Source organism: Sphingomonas sp. R1 (assembly GCF_025960285.1).
In the GTDB taxonomy this organism is placed as follows: domain Bacteria; phylum Pseudomonadota; class Alphaproteobacteria; order Sphingomonadales; family Sphingomonadaceae; genus Sphingomonas.
In genome coordinates this window covers 2,263,678-2,276,736 of sequence record NZ_CP110111.1, presented here as the reverse complement: position 1 = coordinate 2,276,736, position 13,059 = coordinate 2,263,678, and the positions used below count along the sequence as shown (strand labels likewise).

The window sequence follows — 13,059 nt, the reverse complement described above, 5'->3', positions numbered from 1 at the left end:
AGGCGATGCCGGGGAATCGAGCTCCGCCCCGGCGGTCGCTATACGCCGGTGGGGACGCGGCGGGATTGCGGCAGAACCATGTCGGCATTCCGCATTCCCGGCGCGAGGTGTAACGGCCCCTGTTACAATCAGTCGCGCAGCAGCTCGTTGATGCCGGTCTTGCTGCGGGTCTGTGCGTCGACGGTCTTGACGATGACCGCGCAGTATAGGCCTGGCTTGCCGTCCTCGGACGGCAGCGTGCCGGGCACCACCACCGCATAGGGGGGCACTTCGCCGCGATAGACCTGGCCGGTCGCGCGGTCGACGATCTTGGTCGAGGCGCCGAGATAGACGCCCATCGAGAGCACGGCACCCTCGCCGACTCGCACGCCCTCGGCCACTTCGGAGCGCGCGCCGATGAACGCGCCGTCGCCGATGATGACGGGATCGGCCTGCAACGGCTCGAGCACGCCGCCGATGCCGACGCCGCCCGAAAGGTGGACGTTCTTGCCGATCTGCGCGCAGCTGCCGACCGTGGTCCAGGTATCGACCATGGTGCCTTCGCCGACATAGGCGCCGATATTGACGAAGCTGGGCATCAGCACCGCGCCCTTGGCGATGTGTGCGCCGTGGCGGACGATGCTGCCCGGCACCGCGCGGAAGCCCGCGGCGCGGTAGGCGGCCTCATCCCAGCCGGTGAACTTCGAGGGCACCTTGTCGAACCAGGCGGTGCCTTCGGGGCCAGGGACGACGACATTGTCGTTGAGGCGGAAGCTGAGCAGCACCGCCTTCTTGAGCCACTGGTTGACCTGCCAGCCGCCGTCCACCGGCTCGGCGACGCGAGCCTCGCCGCGATCGAGCAGGTTCAGCGCTTCGGCAACGGCATCGCGCACCGCGCCGGTGGTGGCGAAGCTCAGGTTCGCGCGGTCTTCCCAGGCGGCGTCGATCGTCGCGGCGAGATCGGTCATGTCAGCTCTCCAAGATGCTGTGGAGCCAGGCTCCGAGATCGGTGATGGTATAGTCGATGAAGCTGCGGTCGGCGTGGGGCGCCTGTTCGGAGCCGTTGTCGATCCAGACGGTGGTCATGCCGATGGCCTTGGCCGGCCCCAGATTGCGCGCCATGTCCTCGACGAACAGCGACGCGTGCGGGTCGAGGCCATAGGCGTCGCACAGCCCGCGATAGGCTGAGGGTTCGGGCTTTGGCCGGTAGCGTGTGGCGTGGATGTCGTGGATCGCCTCGAAGGTTTCGCCCAGGCCCAGCCGGTCGAGCACCTTCTGCGCATAGGGCGCATCGCCGTTGGTGAAGATCAGCTTGCGGCCCGGCAGGCGGGCGAGCGCCTCGACCAGCGCTTCGTTCGCTTGCAGCACGCTCATGTCGACATCGTGGACATAGTCCAGATAGTCGTGCGGATCGGTGCCGTGTTCCTGGATCAGGCCGTAGAGCGTCGCGCCGTGCGCGTGGAAATAGGCCTTCTGCACCTTGTGCGCCTCTTCCGGGGAGCAGTGCAGCAGGCGCTGGACATATTCCCCGATCCGCGCGTCGATCATCGCGAACAGGTTGGCGCTCGCGGGATAGAGCGTGTTGTCCAGATCAAAGATCCAGTTGCGGATATGCGAAAGCTGAGCGAGCATCGCCGCGGCCTGTAGGTGGTGCCCCGTGCCATCGCAAGCGGGGAGCGTTGCGGGGCACGCGCTCCCGCGCCCGGCGCGGTAGTAAACGGTCCGGAAACCAGTGGCGCGGTACAGCGTCCGCTCCGATTCTGGGGGTAAGTATGCGGGTTGCGTTGAGCATGCGGTGGATGCAGTCGGCTGCCATTGGCGGCCTGGTCGCGCTGGGTGCGTGCAGCGGCGGCAGCGGCGGCGGTGGCGTGGCAACGACACCGGCCCCCAGCCCTGCGCCGACGCCGACGCCGACGCCGACGCCGACACCCACCCCGACACCGACGCCTACGCCTGCGCCGACCCCGACCCCGACACCTACGCCGGTCCCAACGCCAACACCCACTCCCACGCCAACGCCGACGCCTACACCCACGCCCACACCGACCCCCACGCCCACACCGACCCCCACGCCCGCACCGGCGCCAACGCCTACGCCGACGCCGACCACCAACTACGACACGTCCGAATATCGAGCGAGCGCGGGCGCGGTGTCGATGAACGCGCTGGTCGCTTACAGGGCTGGCGCCACCGGCAGCGGCGTCAAGGTGGGCGTGATCGATTCGGGCATCGATCTGCAGAGCGCCGAGTTCGGCGATTGCTCGGGCGGACTGGGAGTGGGCACCTGCCGGATCCTCGCCAGTTCCAGCGATCCCTCCGGTAATGGCAGCATCGACGATGTCGGCGGCCACGGCACCGCGGTGGCCTTCACCATCGCGGGCCGGCGCAATGGTGCCGGTAGCCACGGTGTTGCGTTCGATGCGCAGCTGGTGGTGGAGCGCGCCGACCAGCCGGGCAGTTGCGACGGCAAGGATACCGCCACCTGCAAGTTTTCCGACAGCACGATCGCCCTCGGGCTCGATCGTGCCCGTCAGGCGGGGGCCCGGGTGGTCAACATCTCGCTGGGCGGCGATTCCGCATCGACCACGCTGGCCAACGCCATCGATCGGGCCACGGCGGCCGGCGTGATCGTCGTGATCGCCGCCGGCAATGACGGCGCGGCCAACCCCGATGCCTTCACCAGCCCCGCCACCAACAGCGCGATTGCCCGTGGGCTCGTGATCATTGCCGGATCCGTGAATGCCAGCGACGTGATCTCGAGCTTTTCCAATCGAGCCGGCAGTTCGGCCAACGTCTATCTGACCGCGGTTGGCGAGGGAGTGCGCGCGCCCGATGCCAACAACACGGCCTATATCTGGTCGGGCACATCCTTCTCGGCGCCGCAGATTTCCGGTGCGATTGCACTGCTGGCCCAGGCCTTCCCGAACCTGACCGGCAAGCAGATCGTCGACCTGCTCTACGCCACCGCGCGCGACGTCGGCGATGCGGGCGTCGATGCGATCTATGGCCGGGGCGTGCTGGACCTCACCCGCGCCTTCCAGCCGGTGGGCACCACCTCGGTCGCCGGGACCACCGCGGTGCTCGCCTCGGGCATCAACGGCACGCTTTCCACTGCGATGGGCGATGCCTCGCAGGGCGCGCTGGGTGTGGCGGTGCTCGACTCATACGGTCGCGCCTTCTCGACCACGCTCAACCACAGCTTTCAGCGCCAGGGCCTGTCGCGCAACCTGCCTGCGCTGATGGCCACGCGCGACCGCAGCTTCTCGGTCGGCGGGGATCGCGTGCGCGTGGCGGTGTCGCTGGTGCCGAACGGGGATTCGGTGCGGATCGAGCCGCTGGGGATCACCAGCCGCGATGCCGGGATCGCGCGGATGCTGGCGACCACGGTGAGCGGCCGCCTCGGCGCTAATGTCCAGTTCGCGTTTGGCGCATCGCAGAGCGGCAATACGCTGACCGCCCAGCTCGCCGGGCGGGACGATCCCGCCTTCCTGATCGCGCGCGATCCGCTGAGCGGGGCGGGCTTCGACGTGGACGTCGGCGGATCGGCGGCGGTGCGCCGCGTGTTCGGTGGCTGGGGCCTCACCTTCGCCAGCGAATATGGCGATGTGCTTAGCCGGCACGACGGCGATGCCGCGGCCCTGCAGGCGCGCTGGCAGCGCTATGGCTATGGCCGCACCACGGTCGCGCTGGACCGGCGGCTGGGCGGGCTCAACGCCAGCGTCGCGCTGACGCGGCTTTCCGAGAACAACACGGTCCTAGGGGCCCGCTTCAGCCCCGGCCTGGGCGCGGCGCGGGCGGACAGCCTGTTCGCCGATCTCGGTCTGCGCTGGGCGCTGGGCGACGGCTGGAGCCTGGGCGGTTCGCTGCGCAAGGGCTGGACCGACGTGCGGCTGCGCGAGGGCATTCAAGGCGACGGGCTGGTGCGCACCAACGCCTGGGCGGCGGACATCGGCAAGGACGGGCTGTTCGGTGCGGACTCGATCGGAATGCGCATCGCCCAGCCGCTGCGCGTCGCGCATGGCGGCATCGGCCTCACGCTGCCGCAGGGCTGGGATTACGACACGCTGAGCGTCACCAGTTGGAGCACCCAGCGGATCAATCTCGCCCCGGTCGGCCGCGAGATCGATTATGAGCTCCGCTATCGCTGGAGCTTCCTGGACGGCTATGTGAGCAGCAATCTGTTCCTGCGTCGCCAGCCGGGAAACATCGCGGCGATGCCCAGCGATCTGGGCGGCGCGGTGCGGTTGAGCTGGGGGTTCTGAGGACGCTTCCCCCGGGTCGCCGGTCCCGCTATCGCGCAGCTCGAAGCTAGGGGATTGGCAATGATCGAAATCGCAAGCGCGCGGCTGACCGCCGCGATCAATCCGCACGGCGCCGAGCTGTCCTCGCTGCGTGACCCGGCCGGGCGGGAGCTGATGACCGATGCCGATCCGGCCTTCTGGTCGGGCAGGGCGCCGCTGCTGTTCCCGATCGTCGGTCGTCTGGTGGGCGATCGCTACCGGCTCGACGGGCGCGAATACAGCCTGCCCCAGCACGGCTTCGCCCGGCGACGCGACTTCACGCTGATCGAGCAGGCCGCCGATCGCGTGACCTTCCGGCTGGAGGACGACGCCCAGACACACGCCGTCTACCCCTTCGCCTTCACGCTCGACGCCAGCTATCGGCTGGACGAGGCAACGCTGTGGATCGAGATCGCGGTGACCAACCGCGCGGATCGCGACATGCCCGCCAGCTTCGGCTTCCACCCCGCCTTCGCCTGGCCGCTGCCCTATGGACATGCCCGCGCGGCGCACCGCATCCTGTTCGACGAACCCGAATTCTCGTCGCTGCGCTTTATCGGCGAGGGCGGCATCTCCCCGGACCGCCGGCCGAGCCCGGTCGAGGGACGGACACTGCCGCTCACGGACGATCTGTTCACCGCCGATGCGCTGATCTGGGACCAGCTGGCCAGCCGCGGCCTGCTCTACGGAGCGGAGGAAGGGCCGCAGCTGCGCATTCGCTTCCCCGATACCGGCGTGCTGGGCCTGTGGACCAAGCCAGGCGCCCGCTATGTCTGCGTCGAACCCTGGTGGGGAATCGCAGATCCGGCGGGCTTCGCGGGTGAGATGTGGGACAAGCCCGGCATCCAGCGCCTCGCCCCCGGTGAGACTCGGCATTTCGGCATGGACGTAACTCTGGTCGACTGAGGGACAGCGCGGCGCACTCGCTGCTGGATAAAGAACGCGTCTCCGACTAAGGCGTCGCGATTCTCCCCTCCGTTCGAAGCACCCGCATGTCCCCCTCCGATCGTCGTACGTTCGCCATCATCTCGCACCCGGACGCGGGCAAGACCACGCTTACCGAAAAGCTGCTGCTGTTCGGCGGCGCGATCCACCTTGCCGGCGAAGTGAAGGCGCGCGGGGCGGCGCGGCGTGCGCGCTCGGACTGGATGAAGATCGAGCAGCAGCGCGGCATCTCGGTCACCAGCTCGGTGATGACGTTCGAGCGCGACGGCATCACCTTCAACCTGCTCGATACGCCGGGCCACGAGGACTTCTCGGAGGACACCTATCGCACGCTGACCGCAGTGGACTCCGCGGTGATGGTGATCGACGTCGCCAAGGGCATCGAGAGCCAGACCCGCAAGCTGTTCGAAGTCTGCCGCCTGCGCAACGTGCCGATTATCACCTTCGTCAACAAGGTCGACCGCGAGGGCCGCGAGGTGTTCGCGACGCTGGACGAAGTGGCCGAGCTGCTCCAGCTCGACGTGGTGCCGATGACCTGGCCGGTGGGCATGGGCGGCACCTTCGAGGGGATCTACGACCTCGCCACCAAGCGCCTGCTGCTCCCCGAAGGCGACAGCCGCGAGTTCCACGGCAAGGTGATCCAAACGACCGGCGTCGACGATCCGCAGCTCGACGCGATCGTCTCGCCCGCGAACCTCGCCAAGCTGCGCGAGGATGTCGAGCTGGCCGAGGCCGGCTACGAGACGTTCGACGGGGAAGCCTATCGCAACGGCGACATGACGCCGGTCTATTTCGGCTCGGCGCTGAAGGAGTTCGGCGTGGATTCGCTGATCGCCGCGATCGCCGAATTCGCCCCCCCGCCGCACGCGCTACCGGCCGAACCCGCACCGGTCGAGCCGACCCGCGACGAGGTGACCGGCTTCGTGTTCAAGGTCCAGGCCAATATGGACCCCAACCACCGCGACCGCATCGCGTTCATGCGGCTGGTCTCGGGCACCTTCAAGCGCGGCATGAAGCTGACGCCGACCGGCCATGGCAAGCCGATCGCGATCCACTCGCCGATCCTGTTCTTCGCCCGCGAGCGCGAACTGGCCGACGAGGCGTTTCCGGGCGATATCATCGGCATTCCCAACCACGGCACACTGCGTGTGGGCGACACGCTTTCCGAGCGCGCTGGCGTGCGCTTCACCGGGCTGCCCAACTTCGCGCCGGAAATCCTGCGCCGCGTGGCGCTCAAGGACCCGACCAAGACCAAGCAGCTCCGCAAGGCGCTGGACGATCTTTCCGAAGAGGGCGTGATCCAGGTTTTCTATCCTGAGATCGGATCGAACTGGATCATCGGCGTGGTCGGCCAGCTGCAGCTCGACGTGCTGCTCAGCCGGCTCGACGCGGAGTACAAGGTCGGCGCGGTGCTCGAGCCTTCGCCCTACGACACCGCGCGCTGGATTTCGGCCGAGGATCCGGCTGCGCTCAAGGAGTTCCTCGATCTCAATCGCGGCGCGCTTGCCAAGGATCGCGACGGCAACCCCGTCTTCCTGGCCAAGTCGGCCTGGGAAGTCGGGTATATTGCCGAGCGCTACAACCAGGTGAAGTTCGCCGCGACCCGCGAGCGGTAATCAGGCGGCGACGCGATGCTCGCGGCTGCGTTCGCCCAGGCCACTGGCGATCCAGTCGCGGATGCGCTCGGCGCGGCCGCGATCGGCTTCGAACTTGGCGAGCAGTTCCTCGGCGCCCTCGGTGGGGCTGCCGGCGGCGCGCATCATGGCGAGGACTTCCTGCTGGGCGGCAATGTGGCGCTCGGCGAGCACCACATTCTTCTCGGCTTTGACGAGGTCGGTCGGGGTATAGCTCATGTGGTTATTATAGGCGTAACCATGATGCAGCGGGAATCGGGAGCTATTCCACCCAATCCCGCGCCAGTCGCCCGCTCGCCAGTGCCATCAGCATGCCGGCGACGAGGTAGAGGCCAAGCCCCGCCGCGATCGCATAGCGCAGGCCGTCGGCGGCGCCGTACGCAGGCGTCAGCTGCTTGGAGAGCAGGCCGATCACCCAGCTGCCCAGGCCCAGCCCGATCAGGTTGTTGATCAGCAGGAAGGAGGCCGAGGCAGTGGCGCGCATCTGCGGCGGCACGAGGTGCTGGACGGCGGTGAGCACCGGCCCGAGCCAGACATAGACCAGCGCCTGCGGCACCAGGAACAGCAGAAACGCCGCCTGCCAGCTCTGCGCGAGCACGCCCGCCACGAACAAGGGCAGGCCGAGGACGTAGCAGATCGCCGGCGCCAGCGCGTACCACTTCCGATCACGCCGTCCGAGCCGGTCGCCCAGCCAGCCGCCGAGCAGGATGCCGGCAACGCCGCCGGTGAGCGCAAGCGCCCCGAAGAACTGGCCGACCTGCGCGAGGTCCAGTCGGAAGCTTCTCAGGATCAGGCTCGGCAGCCAGAACGCCACGCCGTAGCCGCACATCGATCCCGCCGCCGCGCCGAACGCGAGCAGCCAGAAGCTCGGCTTGGCGGCGAGGATACCGAAGACGCGCGAGAGCGGCACCTGCCCCTTGGTCGGCGCGGCGCGCGGGGGATCGCGAACGAGGAGCTTGAACGGCACCGCAATCACCAGCCCCAGCAGTCCGACGACGAGGAAGGCGGTCCGCCACTCCACCGTCTGCGCGATATAGCCGCCGAGCAACGCTCCACCCGCCGAACCCAGCGGGATGCCGAGCGAGTAGATCGAAAGCGCACGCGAACGGCGCTCGGCCGGATAGGCGTCGGCGATCAGCGCATAGCTGGGGGCGACGCCGCCCGCCTCGCCGACGCCGACGCCCAGCCGGTAGAGGAACATGCTGGTGAAGGTCTGCGCCGTGCCGCACAGCGCGGTGAAGGCGCTCCACACGCCGAGCGATACCGCGATCACCCAGCTGCGGCTGGTCCGGTCTGCCAGCATCGCCAGCGGGATGGCGAGGGTGGAATAGAGCAGCGCGAAGGCGAAACCGCCGAGCATGCCGAGCTGCCCGTCGTCCAGCCCCAAGTCGGCCTTCACCGGCTGGGCGAGGATGGACAGGATCTGCCGATCGAGGAAGTTGAAGATATAGACCAGCAGCAGCATCGCGAGGACGAGGCCGCGCGGGGCCGTGGGGCGGGTGGGGCTCGGCTGCACGGTCACTCCTCGGCTGGGAAACGTCGCTTCAGGTAGCGCCCCTTCCCGCAAGGGGGGAAGGGGCAGCGCAGCCTCAGAACTTCACCGTGCCGGTGACGAACACCTGGCGCGGATTGCCGTAATAGCCGGTCAGCACGCCTTCGGTGCCCAGCGTCGGGACATAGTTGCCCGCCGCGTTGCGCAGGAAGTCGCCGGTATCCGGGTTCTGCGCCAGGAAGTTGTAGCCCGAGACGATGTAGCGCTTGTCGAACAGGTTGCGGCCGTGGACGCCGATCGACAGCTTCTTGTTGATGTCCCAGTTGAGGTTAGCGTCGAACAGGGTGAAGCCCGGCTGGTCGAGCATCGGCGTGCGCAGCTCGAACTGCTGCGAGGCGCTGCGATAGGAGGCGGTGAAGCTGGCCGCCACCTGGCCCTCGTCGCCCACCGGCACCGAATAGCCGATGGTGCCGCTCGCGGTCCAATCCGGCGTGTTCTGGATGCGGCGGCGGCTGGCGACGTCGATCCCGCGCGAATCGATGAACCGCTGGTAGCGCGCGTCGAGATAGCCGACCGACCAGTTCAAGTTGAGCGTGCCGCCCTGCATGCCCAGGTCCCGCGCGGCGATCAGATTGCCTTCGAACTCCACGCCGCGCATCCGCGCCTTGCCGGCATTGGTGGTGATGCCGATGAAGGTCTGCTGGCCGTTGATCGTCGTGCCGATCGATCCCGGCACCTGCACGTCGGTGTAGTCGGCATGGAAAGCGGCCAGCGCGAAGCTCAGCCGGCGATCGAACAGCGATGCCTTGTAGCCGACTTCATAGCTGGTGACGTTTTCGGGATCGAACGACATGAAGTCATAGACCTGGGCGGGCGTGCAGGTCGTGCCGGCGGGGGTGCGGCACGCCGTGGTCTGGCCGCGCGGATCGAAGCCGCCGCCCTTGAAGCCCTTGGCCCAGCTTGCGTAGAGCGTGTGCTCCTTGCTCGGCTTGAAGCTGATCGAGGCGCGGGGCGTGAACTTCTTGAAATCGGCGCTGCCGCGGAAGTCCGACGTGGTGGCGAACAGCGTGCCGGTGCCGCCGAAGGTGGGCGAACCGCCGCCCAGATAGGTCTGGCGCAGCACGCGCGACTGGCGCTGGTCCCAGGTATAGCGACCGCCTGCCGAGACGCTGAGCATCGGTGTGACATCATAGGTGAAGTCGCCGAACACCGCGACCGTATCGGTCTTCACGTCGCCGAAGGTGAGCGCGGTCACGCCGCCGGGCAGGCGCACGTCGAACACGGTGCGCGCCTTGGCATCGAGATAATAGACGCCGAGCAGGCCGGAGAGGCCCCCGGCGTTCACCAGCAGCTGCGCTTCCTGGCTGAACTGCTTGTTGTTGTAATAGGCCGGCACGTCGACCTGCACCGCGGCCAGTGCGTCGAAGTCGATCGGGGTGGCGCTGTCGTCCTTGCGATAGGCGGTGATCGACCGGAAGGTCAGCCAGTCGGCCGGGCGAAGCTCAGCCAGCCCGGTGACTCCCCAGGCCTTCACGTCCTGGCGCGGGGTGACAAGGCCGCCTTGCGAATCGAACTTGTCGATCAGCACGGGCGTGCCGCTTACGATGCCCGGGATCAGCCGGTGGCCGCCGCGCGGGTTGCTCTTGTCATGGGTATAGTCGCCGGAGACCCGGAAGAAGGCGCTGCTGCTGGGTTCATATTCCACCGTGCCGCGCGCGGCCCACAGGTCCTTGTTGTAATTGTCCTGGCCGGTGGTGAGGTTGGTGCCGAAACCGCCGCGGCTGAGCCGCGCGCCGGCGGCGCTCACCTTCAGGCCGGTGTCGCCGATCGGCGCGCTGGCGCTCACCACGAGATCGGCCTGGTTGTAGCTGCCATAGGTGCCGCGCAACTGCAACTGGGGATCGGTGCCGATCCGCTTGGTGACGTACTTGACCGCGCCGCCGATCGTGTTGCGGCCGTAGAGCGTACCCTGCGGGCCGCGCAGCACCTCGATCCGCTCGACGTCATAGATGTCGAGCACCGCGGCCTGGGGGCGGTTGAGATAGACGTCGTCGAGATAGAGGCCCACGCCCGCCTCGAAGCCTGCGACCGGATCCTGCTGGCCGACGCCGCGGATGAAGGCCGAAAGCGTATTGTTGGTACCGCGCGAGACCTCCAGCGAGACGTTCGGTGCCGACTGGGCGATGTCGGTGATGTCGAGCGCTCCCTGCGCATTCAGCTGCGCCCCGCTGATCGCGGTGACGGCGATGGGCACGTCGAGCAGGCTTTCCTCGCGACGGCGCGCGGTGACGATGATCTCGCCATCCTGCGCCTGCGCGGCGGCTTGCGCGGTCTGGCCGGCGGTTTCGCTGTCCTGCGCAAAGGCGGGCGTGGCGGCGAGCAGTGCGGCGCTCGCGAGCAGGGCGATACGAACGGAATCGTGCCGTGACATGGTAATCCTCCCCTGGTGCAACCCATCTTGAACGCGGGTTGTAAGCCGTTGGCGGAAGCTATACTGAAACCTGAACCGGGTTTCAACTTGGGATTGAATGGGGAGGCGGAACATGGCGGGCGAGCGTGGCATTTCAGCCACTTCCGCAGCAGGCGGGGTGGAGTCGCCGAGCGACGCGAAGGTGCCGCGGACCGAGCGCGGGCGGCGGACGCTGCGCACGATCCTCGACGCCGCCGCTGCCGAGTTCGGCGAGAAGGGCTTTCACGAGGGTTCGATCAGCGGGATCACCCGGCGGGCGGGCGTCGCGCTCGGCAGCTTCTATACCTATTTCGATTCAAAGGACGCGGTGTTCCGCGCCCTCGTCCGCGACATGAGCGAGCAGGTGCGCGAGCATGTCGGCCCGGCGCTGCGCGGCGCGCACGACCAGATCGATGCCGAACGGGCGGCGCTGCTCGCCTTCATCCGCTTCGCGCGGGCGCACAAGGAGATCTATCGGATCGTCGACGAGGCCGAGTTCGTCGATCCCGCCAGCTTCCGTCATCATTATGCGAGTACCGCCGATCGCATCGCCGCCCGCCTGCGCGCCGCCGCCGATCGCGGCGAGGTGCGGGACGATGTCAGCGAGATTCACGCCTGGGCGATCATGGGGATGAACGTGTTCCTCGGCCTGCGCTACAGCGTGTGGGACGAGGACACGCCGCCCGAAGCCATTGCAGACGTGGTGGCGCAGTTGCTCGCACGGGGGATCGGTATCGAGCGCTGACGTGCTTGCACGCATCCGCCGAGATCCTAAGGTGTGTTGAATGAGTAACACGCAAACGCCCGGCCGCCTTGCATTCCGATTCGCCTGCCTGGGCCTCGTGTTCGGGGCGGCCATCCATCTGTTCGCCTATTGGGCAGGGCCGAACTGGATGACCTGGCTTGGCGCGCCCCCGTCGATCGTCATGGCGCGCGCGGCGGGAGGCTGGCCAGCGTTGGCCGGAACGCTGCTGATCGCGAGCGGCCTGACGGTGCTCGCCTTGCTTTGCTGGATTCCGGTGCGTGGTGCGGCGCATCGCCTGGCGCTCTGGGCGCTAGCGCTGCTGTTCCTGGCGCGGGGGCTGCTGATCCTGCCCTACTGGGCGGGCCTCCGCGCGCTGCACACGCCACTCGGGCATTTCGTGATCCGTGGCGACTCCTTTGCTGCAGGGTCGCTCATCGTATTCGCGATCGGCGCGCTGGTGGCGGGCGGGCTGCTCGGCACCCGCTCGCAGTCCGTCACTTCTTGGCGAGCAGATCCTTGAGGCCGGCGAGCGCCTTGGTCGGCTCGGCTTCTTCCTCGCTCTTCACGCCAGCCGCGCGCAGCACCTCGGCGGCGCAGGGGCTACGCGGATAGGGATCAAGCTCCAGCGCCATCGTCTCCGCCGCCGCCTCGCCCAGGTCGATCGTGCCGCCGCTGTAGAAGACGGTATCGCACTCGTCCTCGCTCAGCTCTACCTCGTCCTCCCCGCCGGTCGTTGTCGGCTCGGGCAGGAAGCGGATCGCGAAGTCCTGCTCCACCCTGGCGGGCAGCGGATCGCCGGTAACGACGCAGGCCTGCGTCAGTCGGGCGGAAAGATGGCCGCGCGCCACCACGCCCTGCGCGTCGCGGCGCAGGTGGTAGACGGCGTCGAGCTTCTCGATGGCCTTCAGGCCGAAGCGGCGGCTGAGCGCTGCACGCTCGCCCTCGTCGGCGGCAATCTGGACGTCGCTCTCGCCGGCGCCGATCTGGTCGAGCCGGTGGGGACGGGAAAATTCGGGGTCGTTCATTCTGGAAGCTCTCCTGCGATCACACGCGCCAGCGGCATCGCCGCCAGCGCATCGCGAAAGGCGCGAAGGCGCGCCTCGACATGGGTGAGGGCGGCGGGCGCTGGCGCCGTGCCGCGATAGAGGTTGCGGACCAGTGCCGGGCCGAGGTCACCCGCAGCCAGTCCGCTGCGATAGGCGCCGAGACGACCGCCGAGCATGCCCATCATCCGGCCGACATGCTTGCCGACGATGATATCGCCGATGCCGATCTCGCGCAGTTGCCCGTCCATATCGTCGATGAAGCATTCGGCCACCGCGGTGCTGGTGGGGATGCCCGCGGGGTCTTCCTCCAGCCGCAGCAGCACCATGCACAATATCGCCGCGATCATGTCGAACCGGCCGTCGACCGTGTCCGGCACCGCGCCTTCGGTGTACCAGTGCGGTGCCCGGCCGCGCACGACGACGCCTGCATAGAGCTGCGGGGCGGTACCGCGATCGGTCTTGCCGAAGAGCCGTTGGAGCATTCGCATT

12 protein-coding genes are annotated in these 13,059 nt (G+C 68.1%); 5 read left to right on the top strand and 7 right to left on the bottom strand.

Features of this window, described 5'->3' with window-relative positions; all coding sequences use genetic code 11:
• Positions 1–128: 128 nt before the first annotated feature.
• Together dapD and OIM94_RS10970 are read right to left on the bottom strand one after the other, a co-directional pair.
• Positions 129–947: a 2,3,4,5-tetrahydropyridine-2,6-dicarboxylate N-succinyltransferase gene (gene dapD, locus OIM94_RS10975; protein ID WP_264606769.1), complete on the bottom strand. Its 819-nt coding sequence runs from the start codon at positions 945–947 to the stop codon at positions 129–131.
• Position 948: 1 nt separating this feature from the next.
• Positions 949–1,611, bottom strand: a complete 663-nt coding sequence (locus OIM94_RS10970; protein ID WP_264606768.1) for a pyrimidine 5'-nucleotidase — start codon at positions 1,609–1,611, stop codon at positions 949–951.
• A 167-nt stretch (positions 1,612–1,778) separates the two neighbouring features.
• Between OIM94_RS10970 and OIM94_RS10965 the strand changes: the two genes are divergently transcribed.
• From OIM94_RS10965 to OIM94_RS10955, 3 genes are all read left to right on the top strand, one after another.
• Positions 1,779–4,241, top strand: coding sequence for a S8 family peptidase (locus OIM94_RS10965; RefSeq protein WP_264606767.1), 2,463 nt, complete (start codon positions 1,779–1,781; stop codon positions 4,239–4,241).
• 60 nt (positions 4,242–4,301) lie between these two features.
• Complete coding sequence (locus OIM94_RS10960; protein ID WP_264606766.1) at positions 4,302–5,165, top strand: aldose 1-epimerase family protein; 864 nt, start codon at positions 4,302–4,304, stop codon at positions 5,163–5,165.
• A gap of 86 nt (positions 5,166–5,251) precedes the next feature.
• Positions 5,252–6,820, top strand: a complete 1,569-nt coding sequence (locus tag OIM94_RS10955) for a peptide chain release factor 3 (protein ID WP_264606765.1) — start codon at positions 5,252–5,254, stop codon at positions 6,818–6,820.
• Here OIM94_RS10955 and OIM94_RS10950 read toward each other — a convergent pair whose 3' ends face one another.
• The 3 genes from OIM94_RS10950 to OIM94_RS10940 all read right to left on the bottom strand — a co-directional run bounded on the left by OIM94_RS10950 (position 6,821) and on the right by OIM94_RS10940 (position 10,761).
• On the bottom strand, positions 6,821–7,057 hold the full coding sequence (locus tag OIM94_RS10950; RefSeq protein WP_264606764.1) for a hypothetical protein: 237 nt from the start codon (positions 7,055–7,057) through the stop codon (positions 6,821–6,823). It lies immediately after the preceding gene.
• Between the two features lie 43 nt (positions 7,058–7,100).
• Positions 7,101–8,303, bottom strand: coding sequence for a spinster family MFS transporter (locus tag OIM94_RS10945; RefSeq protein ID WP_264609885.1), 1,203 nt, complete (start codon positions 8,301–8,303; stop codon positions 7,101–7,103).
• A 124-nt stretch (positions 8,304–8,427) separates the two neighbouring features.
• Entirely contained in the window at positions 8,428–10,761 is a 2,334-nt protein-coding gene (locus OIM94_RS10940) for a TonB-dependent receptor (protein ID WP_264606763.1), read from the bottom strand.
• Between the two features lie 112 nt (positions 10,762–10,873).
• Here OIM94_RS10940 and OIM94_RS10935 point away from each other — a divergent pair, with 112 nt between their 5' ends.
• A complete protein-coding gene (locus OIM94_RS10935; RefSeq protein ID WP_264606762.1) occupies positions 10,874–11,524 on the top strand; it encodes a TetR/AcrR family transcriptional regulator in 651 nt (216 codons plus the stop codon).
• A gap of 40 nt (positions 11,525–11,564) precedes the next feature.
• Positions 11,565–12,044, top strand: a complete 480-nt coding sequence (locus OIM94_RS10930) for a hypothetical protein (protein WP_264606761.1) — start codon at positions 11,565–11,567, stop codon at positions 12,042–12,044.
• Here OIM94_RS10930 and OIM94_RS10925 read toward each other — a convergent pair.
• Both OIM94_RS10925 and OIM94_RS10920 read right to left on the bottom strand, forming a co-directional pair.
• Positions 12,019–12,549 (bottom strand): YceD family protein, encoded by a 531-nt coding sequence (locus OIM94_RS10925; RefSeq protein ID WP_264606760.1) that lies wholly within the window; start codon positions 12,547–12,549, stop codon positions 12,019–12,021. The two genes, OIM94_RS10930 and OIM94_RS10925, sit on opposite strands and share 26 nt — an antisense overlap.
• A complete protein-coding gene (locus tag OIM94_RS10920; RefSeq protein ID WP_264606759.1) occupies positions 12,546–13,058 on the bottom strand; it encodes a ubiquinol-cytochrome C chaperone family protein in 513 nt (170 codons plus the stop codon). The genes OIM94_RS10925 and OIM94_RS10920 overlap by 4 nt, the downstream gene beginning before the upstream one ends.
• Position 13,059 lies beyond the last annotated feature (1 nt).